This window comes from Bradyrhizobium sp. AUGA SZCCT0222, from assembly GCF_018130205.1.
Lineage (GTDB): Bacteria > Pseudomonadota > Alphaproteobacteria > Rhizobiales > Xanthobacteraceae > Bradyrhizobium.
The window spans coordinates 31864-49591 of sequence record NZ_JAFCLX010000034.1 but is presented as its reverse complement, the minus strand read 5'-3'; the positions used below and the strand labels follow the sequence as shown (position 1 = coordinate 49591).

12 protein-coding genes are annotated in these 17728 nt (G+C 61.3%); 2 read left to right on the top strand and 10 right to left on the bottom strand.

What is annotated here, in order from left to right:
* Window positions 1-6: 6 nt before the first annotated feature.
* Together carB and JQ629_RS25740 are read right to left on the bottom strand one after the other, a co-directional pair.
* Window positions 7-3471 (bottom strand): carbamoyl-phosphate synthase large subunit, encoded by a 3465-nt coding sequence (gene carB, locus JQ629_RS25745; RefSeq protein WP_212415002.1) that lies wholly within the window; start codon window positions 3469-3471, stop codon window positions 7-9.
* 460 nt (window positions 3472-3931) lie between these two features.
* Window positions 3932-4633: a class I SAM-dependent methyltransferase gene (locus JQ629_RS25740; RefSeq protein WP_212415029.1), complete on the bottom strand. Its 702-nt coding sequence runs from the start codon at window positions 4631-4633 to the stop codon at window positions 3932-3934.
* A gap of 125 nt (window positions 4634-4758) precedes the next feature.
* Here JQ629_RS25740 and JQ629_RS25735 point away from each other — a divergent pair, with 125 nt between their 5' ends.
* A complete protein-coding gene (locus tag JQ629_RS25735) occupies window positions 4759-5289 on the top strand; it encodes a Dps family protein (protein WP_212415001.1) in 531 nt (176 codons plus the stop codon).
* 101 nt (window positions 5290-5390) lie between these two features.
* Here the strand turns inward: JQ629_RS25735 and JQ629_RS25730 are convergent, their stop codons facing one another.
* Window positions 5391-6488, bottom strand: coding sequence for a mandelate racemase/muconate lactonizing enzyme family protein (locus tag JQ629_RS25730; protein ID WP_212415000.1), 1098 nt, complete (start codon window positions 6486-6488; stop codon window positions 5391-5393).
* Between the two features lie 280 nt (window positions 6489-6768).
* Here JQ629_RS25730 and JQ629_RS25725 point away from each other — a divergent pair, with 280 nt between their 5' ends.
* The gene (locus JQ629_RS25725) at window positions 6769-7071 is read left to right on the top strand and encodes a hypothetical protein (protein WP_212414999.1); all 303 of its coding nucleotides are present in this window, start codon (window positions 6769-6771) and stop codon (window positions 7069-7071) included.
* A 4-nt stretch (window positions 7072-7075) separates the two neighbouring features.
* Here JQ629_RS25725 and JQ629_RS25720 read toward each other — a convergent pair whose 3' ends face one another.
* The 7 genes from JQ629_RS25720 to JQ629_RS25690 all read right to left on the bottom strand — a co-directional run bounded on the left by JQ629_RS25720 (window position 7076) and on the right by JQ629_RS25690 (window position 17272).
* Window positions 7076-8068, bottom strand: a complete 993-nt coding sequence (locus tag JQ629_RS25720) for a SphA family protein (protein ID WP_249135273.1) — start codon at window positions 8066-8068, stop codon at window positions 7076-7078.
* Between the two features lie 266 nt (window positions 8069-8334).
* Window positions 8335-9378, bottom strand: coding sequence for an HAD family hydrolase (locus tag JQ629_RS25715; RefSeq protein WP_502753311.1), 1044 nt, complete (start codon window positions 9376-9378; stop codon window positions 8335-8337).
* Between the two features lie 90 nt (window positions 9379-9468).
* Window positions 9469-11040, bottom strand: a complete 1572-nt coding sequence (locus JQ629_RS25710; RefSeq protein ID WP_212415027.1) for an arylsulfatase — start codon at window positions 11038-11040, stop codon at window positions 9469-9471.
* Window positions 11041-11208: 168 nt separating this feature from the next.
* The gene (locus JQ629_RS25705) at window positions 11209-13680 is read right to left on the bottom strand and encodes an arylsulfatase (RefSeq protein ID WP_212415026.1); all 2472 of its coding nucleotides are present in this window, start codon (window positions 13678-13680) and stop codon (window positions 11209-11211) included.
* Between the two features lie 34 nt (window positions 13681-13714).
* Window positions 13715-14704, bottom strand: a complete 990-nt coding sequence (locus JQ629_RS25700; RefSeq protein ID WP_249135271.1) for a formylglycine-generating enzyme family protein — start codon at window positions 14702-14704, stop codon at window positions 13715-13717.
* Window positions 14705-14807: 103 nt separating this feature from the next.
* A complete protein-coding gene (locus JQ629_RS25695) occupies window positions 14808-16430 on the bottom strand; it encodes a DUF1254 domain-containing protein (protein ID WP_502753310.1) in 1623 nt (540 codons plus the stop codon).
* Window positions 16431-16570: 140 nt separating this feature from the next.
* Complete coding sequence (locus JQ629_RS25690) at window positions 16571-17272, bottom strand: hypothetical protein (RefSeq protein WP_212414997.1); 702 nt, start codon at window positions 17270-17272, stop codon at window positions 16571-16573.
* Window positions 17273-17728: the final 456 nt, after the last annotated feature.

Genomic DNA, 17728 nt, shown 5'->3' with positions numbered 1-17728 from the left:
GAACGATCAGTTTTCGGAAAAGTAACTCTGCAGCGTGCGGACCTCAAGGTCTCCGCCCAGATAGGCGCGGATGCCCTGTGCGGCCGCCACAGCACCCGAAAGAGTGGTGTAATATGGCACTTTATGCAAGAGGGCAGCCCGTCGCAACGAACGGCTGTCGGCCAGCGCCTGCGGCCCCTCGGTGGTGTTGAAGACGAGCTGGATGTCGCCATTGGTGATGGCGTCGACGATATGCGGCCGGCCCTCCAGCACCTTGTTCACTTTTTCGGTGGGTATGCCGGAATCGGTGAGGAAGCGCTGGGTGCCCGATGTGGCCATCACCCTGAAGCCGAGCGAATGCAGCAGCCGCACGGCGTCCGCGATGCGGGTCTTGTCGCTCTCGCGCACCGAGACGAACACGGTGCCCTTGCGTGGCACGCGGGTGCCGCCGCCGAGCTGGCTCTTGGCGAAGGCGACCTCGAACGAACGGTCGATGCCCATCACCTCGCCGGTCGAGCGCATCTCCGGACCGAGCACGGTATCGACGCCGGGGAAGCGCGCGAACGGGAATACCGATTCCTTGACGCCGACATGGCCGAGCTTGCGCTTCTTCAGATTGAAGTCCGCAAGCTTCTCGCCGGCCATGATCCTGGCCGCGATCTTCGCCACCGGTGTGCCGACCACCTTGGCGACGAACGGCACGGTGCGCGACGCCCGCGGGTTGACCTCGAGCACGTAGATGTCGCCGTCCTTGATGGCGTATTGCACGTTCATCAGGCCGACCACGTCGAGGCCGAGCGCGAGTTCGCGGGTCTGCCGTTCGAGCTCGGTGATCATCGCACCATCCAGCGAATGCGGCGGCAGCGAACAGGCGGAATCGCCGGAGTGAATGCCGGCTTCCTCGATATGCTCCATGATGCCGACGACGAACGTGTCCTTGCCGTCGCACAGGCAGTCGACGTCGATCTCGGTGGCGTCGGAAAGATAGCGGTCGAACAATAGCGGGTTCTTGCCGAGCACGGTGTTGATCTGCCCGGTCTTGTCGTTGGGATAGCGCGCCTTGACGTCGGCCGGCACCAGCTCGGGCAGCGTGCCGAGCAGATAATTGTTGAGCTGCTCTTCCTCGCGGATGATCTGCATCGCGCGGCCGCCCAGCACATAGGACGGACGCACCACCAGCGGCAGGCCGAGATCGGCCGCCACCAGCCGCGCCTGCTCGACCGAATAGGCGATGCCGTTCTTGGGCTGCTTCAGCCGCAGCTTGTCGAGCACGCGCTTGAAGCGGTCGCGGTCTTCGGCAAGGTCGATGGCGTCGGGCGAGGTGCCGAGGATCGGCACGTCGGCGGCTTCCAGCGCGCGCGCCAGTTTCAGCGGGGTCTGGCCGCCGAACTGCACGATCACGCCGTGCAGCGTGCCGTTGGTCCGTTCGGTGGCGATGATTTCCAGCACGTCCTCGGCGGTGAGCGGCTCGAAGTAGAGTCTATCAGCGGTGTCGTAGTCGGTCGACACGGTTTCCGGATTGCAGTTGACCATGATGGTCTCGTAGCCGGCGTCATGCAGCGCAAAGCAGGCGTGGCAGCAGCAATAGTCGAACTCGATGCCCTGGCCGATCCGGTTCGGCCCGCCGCCGAGGATGATGACCTTCTTCTTGTCGGACGGCGCGCTCTCGTCGGCAAGATTTCCGGCAAAAGGCGATTCATAGGTTGAGTACATGTACGCGGTCGGCGAGGCGAACTCCGCCGCACAGGTGTCGATGCGCTTGAACACCGGACGAACCCCGAGCGCGTGACGCTTGGCGGTCACCTCGGCCTCGGTGGCTTCTGCAAGCACGGCGAGCCGTGCGTCGGAAAAGCCCATCGCTTTCAGCGTCCGCATGCCGAACGCGTTGCCGGGCAGGCCGTTCGCCTTGATCTTGGCTTCCATGTCGACGATGCCGCGCATCTCGGCGAGGAACCAGGGATCGATCTTGCAGGAATTGAAGATCTCTTCGTTGGACCAGCCGAGCCGCATCGCCTGGGCTACCTGCAGGATGCGGTTCGGTGTCGGCGTGCCCAAGGCGGCGCGGACCGCGTTCTTGTCGTCGCCGCGGCCGAGGTCCTCGATCTCGATTTCATCGAGGCCGGTGAGCCCGGTCTCGAGCCCGCGCAGCGCCTTCTGCAGGCTCTCCTGGAAGGTGCGGCCGATCGCCATCACTTCGCCGACCGATTTCATCGACGTGGTCAACGTGTGGGAGGCGCCGGGGAATTTCTCGAACGCAAAGCGCGGTATCTTGACGACGACGTAGTCGATGGTCGGCTCGAACGAGGCCGGCGTGGCGCCGCCGGTGATGTCGTTGGCGATCTCGTCCAGCGTGTAGCCGACCGCGAGCTTGGCCGCGACCTTTGCAATCGGAAAGCCGGTGGCCTTCGAAGCAAGGGCAGAAGAGCGCGACACGCGTGGGTTCATCTCGATCACGACCATGCGGCCGTCGGCCGGGTTGATGCCGAACTGCACGTTGGAGCCGCCGGTCTCGACCCCGATCTCGCGCAGCACCGCCAGCGAGGCGTCGCGCATGATCTGGTATTCCTTGTCGGTCAGCGTCAGCGCCGGCGCGATGGTGATGGAATCGCCGGTATGCACGCCCATCGGATCGAGGTTCTCGATCGAGCAGATGATGATGCAATTGTCCTTTTTATCGCGCACCACCTCCATCTCGTACTCTTTCCAGCCGAGCACGCTTTCCTCGATCAGCACCTCGTTGGTCGGAGAGGCGTCGAGCCCGCGCTCGATGATGTCGAGGAACTCCTCCTTGTTGTAGGCGATGCCGCCGCCGGTGCCGCCCATGGTGAAGGAGGGCCGGATAATCGCAGGCAAACCGATTTCGGACAGCGCCATCAGCGCCTCGCCGAACGCGTGCTCCTGATAGCGCTTGCGGCGGTCGTTCTCGCCGAGGGTCCACTGCCGTTCCAGTTCTTCAAGTGCTGCGCCGGACGCTTTCTCCCGCTCCGCAAGGTACTTGTCGCGAAACGACTTCTTCAGCGCCGAGGCGTTGGCGAGCCGCGATTTTGGCGTCTCCAGCCCGATCTTGGTCATGGCCTCGCGGAACAGCTGGCGGTCCTCGGCCTTGTCGATGGCGTCGGCCGTGGCGCCGATCATTTCGACGTCGAATTTGTCGAGTGTGCCCTGACGGCGGAGCGACAGCGCGCAGTTCAGCGCGGTCTGGCCGCCCATGGTCGGCAGCAGCGCAAAGCCGCCGGGAATGACGTGGCGTTCCTTTTCGATGATCTTGCCGACGATTTCCGGCGTGATTGGCTCGATATAGGTGGCATCGGCCAGTTCCGGATCGGTCATAATGGTGGCCGGATTGGAATTGACCAGCACGACGCGGTAGCCCTCTTCCTTCAGCGCCTTCACCGCCTGGGTGCCTGAATAGTCGAATTCGCAGGCCTGGCCGATCACGATGGGGCCGGCGCCGATGATCAGGATGGTGGAGATGTCGGTTCTTTTGGGCATCAGGTCTCGCGGACTGGATTTTGGGCACAAAAAAAGGGCGCGCATGCTGCGCGTCCCCTAAGCCAAGAGCGCGGGTTACCCTCGCGCGCGGGTGGTCTTTAGACCAGATTCCGCACCCGCGAAACCCCCAAAAACGGGCCATCAACCGGCAAATTGGCTATTTTGGGCTGCCAGCCCGACGAGATGCGAGTGGGTGGCCGAGGCCCGACTTCGCCCTTCGGGCTACGTCGCGGCAGCCTTCGCTACGAAAGGGCTTGCCGAGCCGAAGCTGCGTTAGCAGCGAAGGCTGGAGGCCCGGCCTGGATTTGAACCAGGATAAAGAACGATGCACCGTTCTCGCGTTGTCGCTTCCGCCACCGGGCCAAGGCGATCATTACCGATCACGGGCCGGTGAGCCATGTTTACCTTTCATTAACCCTAACGGCCGGGCGGCCGCGAAAAAGGGGCGTTAAAAAACGCGTCACCTGGCCACGGGGGGCCGCGCCACGAAGGTCATCCGCCAGGGATTGTGGCCGATATTGTCGGGCGCCCGCGAAGCGGCGAAGCCGGCGCGGCCGAGTTTTTCGATCATCTCGCTTTCGCTGTAGCGTTGCAGGCCGACGCGGGTGCGCAATTGCCGGTAGTCCGACAGCGCGGTAGAGGCGAGGCCGTAGAGCGCGTCCGTCAGGAAGCCGTGGGCGCTTGCGAATTTCAACAGCGCCAGTACGTCTCTGGCCATGCCGACCTCGGGCCGCAGGACATCGCCCAGCACCAGCCGCCCGCTCGGCTTCAACAGCCGGCGAATGATTGAGAATGCGGAATCCAGCTCTTGCTGCGTCATGTATTGCGCCACCGAGTTCATGACGACGAGATCGATCGACTTCTCTTCCATACTCCGGAGCTCATCGAGCGAACGGACGCGAATTTTGGTGTTCGGCGCAAACCGCGCGATCAGCCGTCCGCGCACGCCGGGGGCGGGTTCGGCGAGATAGAGTTTTGCGCAGGCGTCCGCCACCTTGGCCGCCGACAGCGCCTCGCCGCAGGCATAGTCCAGCACGACCGCGTCAGGCGATGAGATGTAGCCGATGATGTCGCGCGCGATGATCTGGAAATGCAGGTCCCGGTGCAGCTTGCTTGCATAGATCGTATGCGTGGAATCGTAATAGTCGATCCATTCGTCCATCGGGGCTGCGTCCGGCAAAACAGGGGTTTCCGGCAAGGAACCGCCGGGAAAGTGATGCGTTAGGGTGTTCGGCGGCCAATGTCCAATGGCCACCGCTGTCCGGTTTCCTAACAGGAAGGTTCAACGTGAGCAAAGCCAACAAATCCGAAAAAGTGTCCCCCGATCTCGATACGCCGACCGATCTGCCGCAGGCCGCGGTGGACAAGATTTCGGCGTCGCTCAACGTGCTGCTGGCTGACGCCTTCGCGCTCTACATGAAGACCAAGAATTTCCACTGGCACGTCTCCGGCCGGCATTTTCGCGACTACCATCTAATGCTGGACGAGCAGGCGGAGGCGATCTTCGGTACCACCGACCAACTCGCCGAGCGGGTGCGCAAGCTTGGCGGCGTCACGCTGCGCTCGATCGGGCAGATCGCAAAGCTGCAGACCATTCAGGACAACAACGAGGCTTACGTCCCGCCGCGCGAAATGCTGCGCGAACTGATGGAAGACAACAAGCACATGGCGGCCGCCCTGCGCAAAGCCCACAAGCTTGCCGACGACCACGAAGACACCGGCACCGCGCAGTTGCTCGAATTGTTCGTCGACGAGACCGAGCGCCGCACCTGGTTCCTGTTCGAAGCCAGCCGTCAGGAAAGCGCCAACGCGGCGTAGTGGTTTTTTGCGTCATTGCGAGGAGCGTAAGCGACGAAGCAATCCATGCCTTTCCCGGCGGCGCTATGGATTGCTTCGCTTCGCTCGCAATGACGTAGCAGCTAAATCCTGAACTTCAGCACCTCGTCCTTGAACCGGAGCCCGTGTCCGGGCCGCTCCGGCGCCGTGATCATGCCGTTGGCAATGTCAGGCGGATCGACCCAGAGGTCGTCGATCAGCCCCATGTTCTCGCACCAGATGCCGTTCGGGATCGAGGCCAAGAGGTGCACGTTGAGTTCGGGAAACAGATGCGGCGCGATGGTGATGCCAAACGTGTCCGCCAGTGCGGAAATTTTGCGAAGGTCCGTCATGCCGCCACGCATCGGGTCGGGCTGCAGGATCGGCAGGCAGGGATTGATAAAGAACGGCCGCAGATCGTAGCGCGTGAAATGGGTCTCGCCGCCGACCACACGCATGTCGAGTGCTGCGGCGATACGCTGGTAGCCGGCAAAATCGTCGGCCGGCACCGGCTCCTCAAGCCAGTAGATATCGTACTTTTCGAACTTGCGTCCCATCTCGATAGCCACATCGGCGCTCCAGCCCATATTGACGTCGATCATGATGTCGATGTCAGGCCCGAGCGCCTCGCGCATGCGGCGTACATTGTCGAGGTCCTGCGCAGGCGTGTGAACATGCGCGACCTGCATCTTGATCGCCTTGTAGCCCTGCTTCACGAAATGCAGCGCCTTCTCGATCATGCCGTCGCCGCCGGCGCCGCGGAAGCAGCCCGAGCCGTAGATCGGGATTTCCGAGCGATAATGGCCCCACAGCCGGTGCAGCGGCAGGCCGGCGCGCTTGCCCACCGCATCCCACAGCGCGATGTCGATCGCCGACATCGCCATCGCGGCGATGCCGCCGCGGCCATAGGTCATCGTCGCGGTCCACAGATCGCGCCAGATCGCCTCGATCGCGGTGGCATCCTTGCCCTTCACGCGCGGGATGATGCACTCGTCGAGACAGGCGGCGATCGACTTCATGCCCGGGCGGAACACGAAAAGATAGCCCATGCCGGTGACGCCGCCTGCGGTCTCGACCTCGCAGATCAGAATATCGCGCGTCGGGCCCAGCGCATGCCCCTTGAGCCAGGGATCGTCGGCCCAGGGCAGGCGCAGCATCGTCACCCTGATGTCGCGGATGGTCATGTCTGGGTTGGCTGTCATCGGATGTTTCCCTGTGCTGGCCGGATCATGTTGGCCTGATCTCGGACAGGGGAAAGTCAATCACATAACGCCGGCGCTGATCCAGCGCCGTGCGTCATGCCTCCAATGCGGGGACTCGATTGTCTTGAGATGGTTTTGCGGCATGAAGGCCGTTCTCCTTCCCCCTCTCCCCTTGTGCGAGAAGGGAAGGGATGTCTGCCGCCGCTAAATAAGACTAGCGGTCCGGCCGGCTTGCGCTACGATGCAAGCGAGCCATGGTAGCAGGAGGCCGGAAATGCCTATGTCCGTCTCTATGATCGTGTTGGGTTCGCAACTGGTTATGCCCGTCGCTGACGGAGTGCCGAAGTTCGATATCGCGCGAAGCTGCAAGCTCGACGTTGCGGCCACGGCCGGCCTCTCCGACGAGCAGTCGCTCAAGAGCTGCATCAATGACGAAAAGAAAGCGCGGCAACAACTCGGAAGCCAGTGGTCGAAATTCCCTGCGCCAAGCCGGGTGAGCTGCACGTCGCAAGAGAGCATTGGCGGCACGCCAAGTTACGTCAGCCTGCAGACATGCCTCCAGATGGGTCAGTGGGCGCGTTGATCCGTCACTTCGTGATGGTCCGGCGCGTCGGCGTCACCGTGCTGGTGGGCGCCGTCGGCGAGATCGAGAACGTCAGCCAGGCATTCCATCCCGATGGCCGGTTCTGCGCCTCGAACTCGCCATAGCCTTTCAGGTTGACGTATCCCTGTAAATCGCCGACCGGAAACAGGAATCCGATCTGCGGACCAATGCCGAAGACCCGGGAGCGGAATCCGCCGAGCTGGGGATGTTGACCAAAGTCGTCGGTGATCTGTTGATATCCGTATCCGACGAGGCCGACGAAAACCTGCTTGGAGAGGAATTTCGACATCCCCCAGTCGACGTGAAAATCGATGCCGTTCTGATAATTCGTGTCGTGATTCTTGAAATTGTAGGTAAAGCCCGCAACCGCAGAAAATTCGTGCCCGGCCGCCGGATTGAAATAGGTGTAGCCGCCGCCGCCGTCGATCGCGGCATGGCCGATGCCGAGATTGGCGATGCGGGTGGGATCGTAAGCGCCGACAGGAATGTCGCCCGTCACATAGGTCATGAAATTGTGTACGCCCGCGTTCCACTTCAGCGTTGCCATCGGGTACAGGTCGCCAACGGAAGTGATCGAATCTCCGATGAACCCCGTGCGGGTTATCCCCAGCGGCCCTGTCAGCGTCCCGTCAATGTTGGCGCTCGACCGCCCAAACAGCCCGGTCATGCCAATGGCCAGTTGACCACCGAGCACGGGGGTCGCGAATGTGTAGGTAGAGTTGATAAACGCGAGGTCTGCCTGTGCGTTCAAATTTGCATTCAGGCTGACGGCAATGTTCGCCGGAATTCTGCCAATCTGAATCTGTCTTGAGGCCGCTACGGCGCCCGACGCACCCACGGTGGTATGATAATAGATCACGGCTGCGGACCAGCCCGGCACCGCCGGGGCCGCCGCGAGGCTGCCAAACTGTCCGGGAAGCCAGAACGAAATGCCGTTCTCGTCGGCATAGGCGGCTTCCGACATGGATACGAACATCAGCAGCGCCGCGCCGATGCCGCGGCACGTGCGCCGACGCTTGGAATTTCGCCTGGGAATGTTGTGCGTCATCCGCTTGCTCCCAATGGCTTGAGATCACAGTGATCAATCCGAGATTGACATAGATTGAATGTCTCGTCGTAAGCCATGGCTCTGAAACAAGGTCCAAATCGAAAATCCGTCGCGACTGTGGCGTCAAAGCCACGAGACAATCGCGCGCTATTCACCTCAACGGGCATTGCGAAAATCACCCGCGTCCATGATGTTCATTTGCTGCCAAACGGAAATATCTTCTTCCAGTCGTTCTTCATGTCGACAACGGTCCAGCCCATCGCCTGGGCAGCGTCGAGCGCCTTGTCGAGGCGGCCAATGGAAGAATTGCGGTCGTAGGCCCATTCCCGCTCGGCGTCAGTATGGTGCACGAGGAGGGCGAAGCGGACGCCGCCGCCTCCCTTGGCCCATTCGAGCATTTGCAGGTCGCCGTCGGAATTGCCGAATGCCGCGATCGGTTGCCGGCCGATATGCATCTGGATGCCGATGGGCTTGCCAGTCTTGTCGTCGTTGAAATTAAGCTCCGGCAGTTTTACGAGGACCGGTTTGCCGTCGCGTAGCTCGAAGCTCAGCTTGCCGCTGCTGCCCACCACTTGCTCGGGCGGAACGCCATAGACCCTGTCGGCAAAGACGCGCATGAAGTCGATGCCGCCGCCGGAGACGATGAACGTCTTGAAGCCGTTGCCGCGCAGATAGGCGAGCAACTCCAGCATCGGCTGATAGACCATCTCGGTGTAGAGCCGCTTGGTGACTGGATGCTTCGCCGTAGTGATCCAGTCGCTCACGATCTTCTCGAATTCATCCGTGGTCATTCCGGAATGCGTGACGGTGAGGATTTCGAAAATAGCAGCCTCGCCGCCGGCGAGCGCGCCTTTAAGGTCGCCCTTGAGCAGCGAGGCAAACGGCTCCTTGTCCTTCCACTCCGGATGCAGCGGGGCGAGCGCCTTGACGCGGTCGAGTGCGAAGGCAAGCTGGAAATAGATCGGCTGCTCCGCCCACAGCGTGCCGTCATTGTCGAAGGTGGCAATTCTCTCGGCAGGCGGCACGAGGTCTGGCGAGCCTTGCTTCGTCACGCGCTCGACGAACGTGACGATGGACCTTTTGGTCCCCGTATCATTCCATGACGGCAGCGGATCGGTCGCGGGAGTTTGCGCCAGCGCGGATATGGGAGGCAGCGGTCCGATCAGCGCCGCGAGCAAAGCCAAGGCCAAGAGCAGGATGCGGCGGCTGACGCCGTAGGAAACTTGCGGCATTGACATAGTTGGTTCCTTTCACGGTAAAGAACGCAACGATCAGGAGAGTTTAGCGGGCGGCCCATACGCAGGCCGTCCGCCATGACAATCAAATCCTTACTTGCCCATCGCGGCTCTCGCGGCCTCGATCTTCGCTTTGACCGCATCGAGGTTGAAGCTCGCGCCCTTCTGCATCGGCGGGAACTCGACCGCTGTCATGGCGAGCTTCGCCACCTGCTCCTGGACGAACACGAAGCGCCAGAATTCAAACTTGAACCACTGGAAGTACTCCAGCGAGCCGCGTTTCACCCCACTCTCGGACCAGCCCGTACGCTCGAACGGATCGAGGCGAAGGTTGGTCAGATAGGGCACGTCCGCATGGGTCTTGGCACCGAACCAGCCTTCGGGCTGGTCGATGAAACGATACTTGTAATCGCCGAAGCGCACGGCGCCGAGCTCGCTCTCCCCGAAGTAGAAAATCTCCTGGCGATTCGACGGCCCTTTGCCGGTGATCATGTCCATCTGGTTGTAGCCGTCCAGATGCACCTTGTATGTGCGGTCGCCGAGTTGCTTTCCTTTTTTAAGCTCCTCGACAATGTTGGGATTGCCTGCCGCCGCAACGAACGTCGGGAGCCAGTCGAGCCCGGAGATGATGCCGTTCTCGACCTTGCCCGCGGGCACCCGGCCCGGCCAGCGGATCATGGCCGGCGCGCGGAAGCCGCCCTCCATGACTGTGCCCTTGGTCCCCGCGAATGGTGTCTGCCCGCCGTCCGGCCATGTGAAGACCTCGGTGCCGTTGTCTGTGGTGAAGACCACGATGGTGTTGTTATCAACACCCATGTCCGTGAGCTTCTTCATCACGATGCCGATGTCGTCATCCATCTGCGCCATGCCGGCTTCATGGATGGACCACCCGTTTGTCGAGTCGCGCAGCTTCTGATACTTGTCCGACAGGTGAGTGACGATGTGCATGCGCGTCGGGTTCAGCCACAGGAAGAATGGCTTGTTGTCCGCCTTGGCCTTGTCGAGGAACTTGAGCGCCTCGTCGCGGATTTCGTCGTCCACGGTCTCCATGCGCTTCGGGCACAGTTCGCCGGCATCCTCGATCTTCTGCTTGCCAACCTTGCCCCAGCGCGGATCGACGGTGGCGTCGTCAATGTTAGTCGCCACCGCGCGCACCATGTTGCGCGGACCGACCTGCGCCCGCAAGTTCTGCGGATAGTTCGGATGGCAAGGATCTTCCATCGCGTCGAGGTGATAGAGATAGCCGAAGAACTGGTCGAAGCCGTTCACCGTCGGCAGGAACTGGTTCAAGTCGCCCAAGTGGTTCTTGCCGAATTGCCCGGTGGCATAACCCATTGATTTGAGCGCGGTGGCGATGGTTGGCGCCTCCGCAGGCAATCCAATCGGCGAGCCGGCCTGACCGACGGTGGTCATGCCGGTGCGGATTGGCAGCTGGCCGGTGATGAAGTTGGCGCGTCCCGCCGTGCAGCTCGCCTCGGCGTAGTAGTCAGTGAACAGCATGCCCTCGGCGGCGATCTTGTCGAGGTTCGGCGTGCGGCCTGCCATCATGCCGCGGTGGTAGGCGCCGATGTTCCAGATGCCAATGTCGTCGCCCATGATGACGACGATGTTGGGCCGCTGCTGCGGCGTTTGGGCGTGGGCAGGATTGAACATGGCGGCCGACATCAGTGCCGTCGCTCCAATCAGAGCGGCGCGCGATCTTGCCAGCCAGTTCCCCGGCGATGGCCGCTCACCATCGTGAGCTGCCGGCGGGACCGCATTGGTGTAATCAATCATGTGTCAACTCCCTTGTTTTCGAATGCTTACGATTCGTGGCGTGCCTTTTCTGTTGCGTTAGTCCCTCGCTCGTTCAAGCGCGTGCCGCATCGACTTCTGTTCGCTGCTCGTCATTTGCGTCGGTCCGAGATTGAAAGTCAGCTTGTCAATCTTCCCGGTGAACTGGAACGGCAGCTTGTAGCTGTCATCCACCCCGGTGCGGCTATCGACGCCGATGTCGAAGGACTCGTCGATGGCCATCAGGAATCCAATCGAGTGGGGGATCGACCGACGGGCATACTCCTTGCCATCCACCGAGAGCACCCCGGTGCCGCCCTTGGCCGGGCCGGGCCCATCATATTTGAAATCAAACACGATGGTGTGCTTGCCCGGCTTGAGCGCAGAGCCCAGCCAGTCCTTTGCGCCGACGCCGGCTTCCCAGCGGTACCGTTTCAGATCCAGCATGTTGTAGACGAATACCGGCTTGCCCTTGAGGAGATAGAGGCCATAGCCGCTGAACCGGCCGCCGAGCGTGACGATCATTCCCTCAGCTCCGCCCGGCGGGACCGTTATCTCGGCGGTGATCTTGTAGTCCTTGTTCATGATGCTGGGCGCATTCTCGGCGGGAATGCCGGGGTTTGCTCCCGTGTAGGTGAAAACAGTTTTTCCGGCGGTCGCGCTCGGCCGCGGCGTGACGAGACGCGGCAGGACGGAGTTGTCGAGCGGCAAGACCTGGTATTTCGCCGCCTCGCTCAGGAAGAGCGCTTGCAACTCCTTTAACTTGTCAGGATTTTTGGCCGCGAGATCGTTGTTCTGCGAGAAGTCTTCGGTGATGTTGTAGAGTTCCCACTTGTATTCGTTGATGTCAGGCATCTTCGCCGTGCCCATAAGCCAGGGCGCTTCGGGCGGCGTCGTGCAGGCGTACCAGCCATCGCTGTAGATGCCGCGGTTGGCGAACATCTCGAAATACTGAGTCTTGCGCGTCGACGGCGCATTGGCATTGGCCTTGTCGAAGGTATAGGCCATGCTCACGCCTTCGATCGGCTTTTGCGCGATGCCATTGACCGTAGCCGGCGCCTGGATGCCGGTGGCCTCGAGGATGGTCGGCACGATATCGATGATGTGGTGGAACTGGGTGCGGATGCCGCCGGCATCCTTGATGCGGTCCGGCCACGACATGACCATTCCTTGCCTTGTGCCGCCGAAGTGCGATGCCACCTGCTTGGTCCATTTGAACGGCGTATCGAACGCCCATGACCACGCCACCGACATATGCGGGTAGGTCTTGTCAGAGCCCCAATTCTCGTAATGCAGCATCAACTCGGCTTCAGGGAGCTTCAGAACGCCGTTGTAGGCGGTCATCTGGTTCGGCGTGCCCTCAAGCGTGCCCTCGGCGCTGGTACCATTGTCGCCGCTGATGTAGATGATCAGCGTGTTGTCGAGCTTGCCCATGTCCTGGACCTGCTGGATAACGCGGCCAATCTCATAGTCGGTATAGGCCGCGTAGCCGGCATAAACCTCTGCTTCCCGCGCGTAGAGCTTCTTTTGCACGAATGAAAGCGAGTCCCATTTCGGCAGGCTGTTCGGCCACGGGGTGAGCTCGGTGTTCGCCGGGATCACGCCTAGCCGTTTCTGGTTGGCGAAGATCTGCTCGCGCAGCTTCTCCCAGCCCATGTCGAACTTGCCCTTGAACTTTTCGATCCATTCCTTCTTCGGCTGATGAGGGGAGTGGGTACCGCCGGGCACGTAATAAACGAAGAACGGCTTGTCAGGAGCGGCCGCGTTCAGGCTGTTCATGTAGTTAATGGCTTCATCAGCCATATCGGTGGTGAGATTGTAGCCGGTCTTGCCGATCCAGGGAAAAACCTGGGTCGTGTTCTTGAACAGATAAGGCGTCCACTGGTCGGTCTCGCCGCCCATGAACCCGTAAAAATATTGAAATCCCATGCCGATCGGCCATTGGTCGAACGGGCCGGCCGCACTGTACAGATAGGTCGGGGTGTTGTGGTTCTTGCCGAACCACGAGGTGGCAAAGCCGTTATCCCGGAGAATCGTTCCGACCGTGGCGCTCTCGGGCCCGATGATGGAGTCATAACCGGGATAGCCGGTGGACAATTCACCGATCACACCGAAGCCAACCGAATGATGGTTGCGGCCGGTGATCAGCGCCGCCCGCGTCGGCGAGCATAGCGCTGTCGAGTTGAATTGGGTGTAGCGCAGTCCCGACTTGGCAATGCGGTCCATGTTCGGGGTCGGGATGACACCGCCGAAGGTGCCAGATACGCCGTAACCCTGGTCGTCGGTCATGATCAGAAGAACGTTGGGCGCGCCCTTCGGCGGCACCACGGACGGCGGCCAGTAAGGCTTGGAATCCTTGGCGGTCTCCTTGATCTCACCGCCGAACTTCGGAGGCTCGGGCGGAATCTGCTTGCCATCAAGTGTCATCGTGGCGCTTGGCGTACCCGGCGTGCCCGTGATTTGTTGGGCGGTCACCGGCACCGCAAGAAGACCAGGTAACGTGACGAGCAAACCCGCAAGACCGGTGGCCATCAGCCATCTTTGCTTCCGCCGGAGACTGTTTTTTTCATCGATCATGGCGTTCTCCCTCCCGTTTGATGCAGCGGAATCCAACGTGGCTTGTTGATGTATCGACCGCCTCGGCGTGGCGCGCGGCGGGGCGGTAACGACGGCAGTAGTTCGGCGCGCAGAGATGCGAACCGCCCTTGATTACCTTGCGGGGTATTTTGATGCTGGGCTGACGGGGGTCGTAGCTCGCGGCTTCGGCGCCGCCGCGCGGATTCGTGGGAATGCAGCAGGCTTTCGGCGCATCGGCCTCGTGCTTCTGCGTGTACCAGTCTGAGGTCCACTCCCAGACATTGCCGATCATGTCGTGAACGCCGTAGCCGTTCGGCGCGAAGGCGGTGACCGGCGAAGTTCGTTCGTAACCGTCGTCGTTCAGATTTTGCCGCGGAAAATCGCCCTGCCAGGTATTGGCCTGATGCTTGCCGGCGGGCGTGAACTCGTCACCCCAGGCATATTCGGCGCCGTCGAGCCCGCCACGCGCGGCGAACTCCCATTCCGCCTCGGTCGGCAAGTCCTTGCCGGCCCAGCGCGCATAGGCCAGCGCATCCGCGAACGAGACGTGAACCACCGGATGATGATCGAGATTGTTGATGCTGCTCTTCGGTCCATAGGGGTGCCGCCAGTCGGCGCCCTTCAGAAAGGTCCACCATTCTCCCCAGTTGCGCAGATCGACCGGACGCGAAGGAGGCGTGAACACCAGCGAGCCTGCGTAGAGCATGTGCGGCAGCGCGCCGGGATAGTCGTTCGGATCGGGAGGGATTTGAGCGAACGTAATGTGACCGGTTGCCTTGACGAATTCCTTGAATTGCCGGTTCGTGACCGGCGTGCGGTCGATAAAGAAGGAATCGACGGTGACGCGATGGACCGGCGCCTCTTCGGGATAATGCTTGTCCGAACCCATACGGAACGTGCCGCCGGGAATCAGGACCATCCCCGGATGAGCTTCCGCTTTGGTGTCCACGGCGTCGTTATCGAACTGAACCGTGCTCATACTGCGCTTCCCAAGGAATATTTCTCAAACGCGTGAGGAGTTCTCCTACGGCCACCATCCCCTCTATGTTGGTGACGGCGGCCGGACGCTGATCGGCTCAGACTCACTTCACCAATGCGACTTCCCCCGGCCGCCAGGTCTTGTTGAAGAACGGTTCGAGCGGGCTGTAGAGGCGAAGGAGCATGAACCAGCCTTTTTTCGGATCGGTCTGGATCCAGTTGCCGTCCTTGACGTCGGCCGGCTTGGTCGGCCCGAAATAGACCGTCGTCGAGCCATCCGCATCCGCAACGGCGGCGGGTGTCGGGTAGGACTGGCTTCCCGCACGCGGATAACGTTGCGGTGTTGCGAGCAATGAGCGGGTCTGGTTGTCATAAAGCGTGAACGACCAGAATGCGGCCGCCGGAATGTCTTTCGGCAGCGTCGCCTTGTATGTCTTGGCACCATCATAGGGATTCTTGTCGCTGTCCACGAAGCCCATCAGGTACTGCGAGCCGATGCCGGGCAGCCGCATGATCATGGCCGGCGTGTCCATGGTGTAACCATAGTAGAACGCCATGCGGGAGTTGAGGGTTCGTGCACCGGTGGCCGGGAGCGGCTTGAAATAGCCCTCTTTGGTGATCATCGGCGGCGGTGTCTCGAAATTGAAACCACCCTCCCACAGCATGTTGGCCCACATGGAATTCGGGTAGACGGACCAGCCAGGAATTTCGGTGGCACGCCAGTTGAGCACCCGACCGGCGGCACTGCCCACGGCGGCTGCGTCCGTGAGAATCTTCTTCATCCGGGCGTCCGGATTGAAAGGCTTGCCCTTCACGATGCCGATCGCCGCGAGTTGGCCCAGCAACTCTGGACTGGTGGCGCTAGCTGGTTCCAACTGCACCAGCTCGTTGATCATCTCGAAATACGAGAAGTCGCTCGGAGGAACGGTGTTGAATGCCTTGCCGCTGCCTTCGATGAATTTCGTCGGCGGTATCGGCGGCTCCTTCTCAAGCCGGACCTTGCCCTCGAGTGCCGTGGCGATGCTGGTGCCGTATCCCCCCGGCGTGTACGGGTAGATTTTCAGCCTTTCCTTGATCAACGCGACGACCGGCTTTGGATCGTTGTTCTCCAGGTTGGCGCGAACGGCGTAGAGCACATGGTTGGTTTTCGACCGGCCGACAAAGAAACCGTTATCGGGAAGTGGGCCGTCATAGTCCGGCGGCACGAGCAGATACTTGCCGCCCTGGCCGCGGTCGGGGCCGGGGTTGCCAACGTCAATGATCCATCCGAACCACATATCATTGATGGTGCCGAGCGCCTTGGGCGGCACGTCCGCCACCATCGGTCCCTTGGTCAGGTCGATGGTCGCCACGGTATAGATGGTGTCGACATTGGCGGTGAGGAAGACCGACTTCCAGTCCATCAATTCGGAGAAGATGATCACCGTATTGTCTTCGGCCCCGATGCTCTGGAAACCCTTCCGGATCGCGTACGCCGATCCACCCTGGTAGGTGTTCGTAAAGGCATCGACGCCGCGCACGAAGTCCAGGCTGTCGAGAACCTTCTCGGCGGTGGCAGCGCTGGGGGCACCGTCCTTGAATTCTAGCGTCCCGATTCGGGTTTCAATTCTGTCCGGTGTAGCGACCCCCTGAGCAGGTGCCGTAACCGTCTGGGCGGTGGCCATATGGGGCAGTGCGGGTATCGCGCAAAAAAGCGTTGCAGCCAGGAACTGGGTAGACCGTTTCATTTCGTCGCTCCCATTGATTTCAGGATGTCTGCGTTCGCGTGGCTCCGTTCAACGTGTCTTCCTGGTTGCCAGCTGCTCGAAAGCTCCGTCGACGGGACTGTGCTCCCGAGCAAGCGCGCGCTTCCTCGTTTCATTCTTTCTCAATAGCAGGGCGGATAGGGATAATAGCCGCAAGCCGGGCGGCCGTACGGGTATGGCGGAGGCGGCGCGTAGCCATAAGGCGCGGCATACGCAGCCGCACCGTACGCAGCCGCGCCAACCGCGCCGGCATACATGGCGCCGCGGAACGCGCTGCGTCGCGCAACGCCGGCAAACGACATCGGTGTGAACGGCCGGCCGATGATATCGATGAAGAGCGCGGCGCCGCCATCCGCGCCGGCGATATCTCCCTCGAGGGTCTGGACGTTGAACGTCAGTTTGTCGCCTTCGAGCTTCGGATTTTTCAGCACCACGACGGCGTCCTTCACCACACCGTCCTTGCCGAAGACGGACAAGGTCGCGTTCGGCGGGTTCTTGGCGAAGCTGTCGTCGCCCGATCCCCATTCCGCAATCACGTCGGCGGTGGGCTGGTGGCCTGCGGACCGTACCGGACGGTCGGCAAATATGATCGAGCTGGGTGTCACGCCGGTCAAAGTGAGCGTGTCGCCCTGCAACGTCGCGCCACGCGAATTGAGCACGAACAGCGAGGGCACGATCTCCGGTTTGGCAGCGGCAGCAGGTGTGCCGATTGATTTCATGGATGGTGGGACTGCCGCGGTCTGGGCAATTGCTGCTCCGGCGCCGCAAAGGATCGCGGCCACGGCGAACATTCCGAAGATAGGATTCAATTTGGCGATACGCATGACATTCATTCCTTCTATGGGATCGCCGGAACGAATGAGCATTTTCGCTCGGGCGTGATGCGCGCAGAGGGGAGAGAACGTGCGACGTGGCTGCATAAAACGCCTCACGGCGTGCGCAGAATCGAAACATGGATTTGGAAATAACGGGTGTTGTCGCGCTAACGGTTGAAAGGCGTCTTCAACTCCTCAGTGAAAATACTAGCAGCAAAAAATAATTGCGACCAGCCGTGTTCGCTACGGCGCGCTTCGGACACTCACGTTGCTCGTAGCGTCTTCAATTCCGTCGCGCGCAACGCGCTGCTGTTGCGATCGTCGCGCTGTCGTCGGCACGTTTGTTCTCGCAACATTTCGCGAGGTCTTTGATCGATCGCGTTGCCGACTATGCGCTTTGTGCCATACTGCGGTGCGGTGGAGCCACACCCGAATGAGGGAGGAGGTGCCGCAATCCCGAGTGAG

Bases quoted from the DNA above. Each gene is read 5' to 3' on its own strand.
- carB (WP_212415002.1), bottom strand. From the start codon at position 3,471: ATGCCCAAAAGAACCGACATCTCCACCATCCTGATCATCGGCGCCGGC.
- JQ629_RS25740 (WP_212415029.1), bottom strand. From the start codon at position 4,633: ATGGACGAATGGATCGACTATTACGATTCCACGCATACGATCTATGCA.
- JQ629_RS25730 (WP_212415000.1), bottom strand. From the start codon at position 6,488: ATGACAGCCAACCCAGACATGACCATCCGCGACATCAGGGTGACGATG.
- JQ629_RS25725 (WP_212414999.1), top strand. From the start codon at position 6,769: ATGTCCGTCTCTATGATCGTGTTGGGTTCGCAACTGGTTATGCCCGTC.
- JQ629_RS25720 (WP_249135273.1), bottom strand. From the start codon at position 8,068: ATGTTCGTATCCATGTCGGAAGCCGCCTATGCCGACGAGAACGGCATT.
- JQ629_RS25715 (WP_502753311.1), bottom strand. From the start codon at position 9,378: ATGTCAATGCCGCAAGTTTCCTACGGCGTCAGCCGCCGCATCCTGCTC.
- JQ629_RS25710 (WP_212415027.1), bottom strand. From the start codon at position 11,040: ATGTCGGCCGCCATGTTCAATCCTGCCCACGCCCAAACGCCGCAGCAG.
- JQ629_RS25705 (WP_212415026.1), bottom strand. From the start codon at position 13,680: ATGGCCACCGGTCTTGCGGGTTTGCTCGTCACGTTACCTGGTCTTCTT.
- JQ629_RS25700 (WP_249135271.1), bottom strand. From the start codon at position 14,704: ATGAGCACGGTTCAGTTCGATAACGACGCCGTGGACACCAAAGCGGAA.
- JQ629_RS25695 (WP_502753310.1), bottom strand. From the start codon at position 16,430: ATGAAACGGTCTACCCAGTTCCTGGCTGCAACGCTTTTTTGCGCGATA.
- JQ629_RS25690 (WP_212414997.1), bottom strand. From the start codon at position 17,272: ATGCGTATCGCCAAATTGAATCCTATCTTCGGAATGTTCGCCGTGGCC.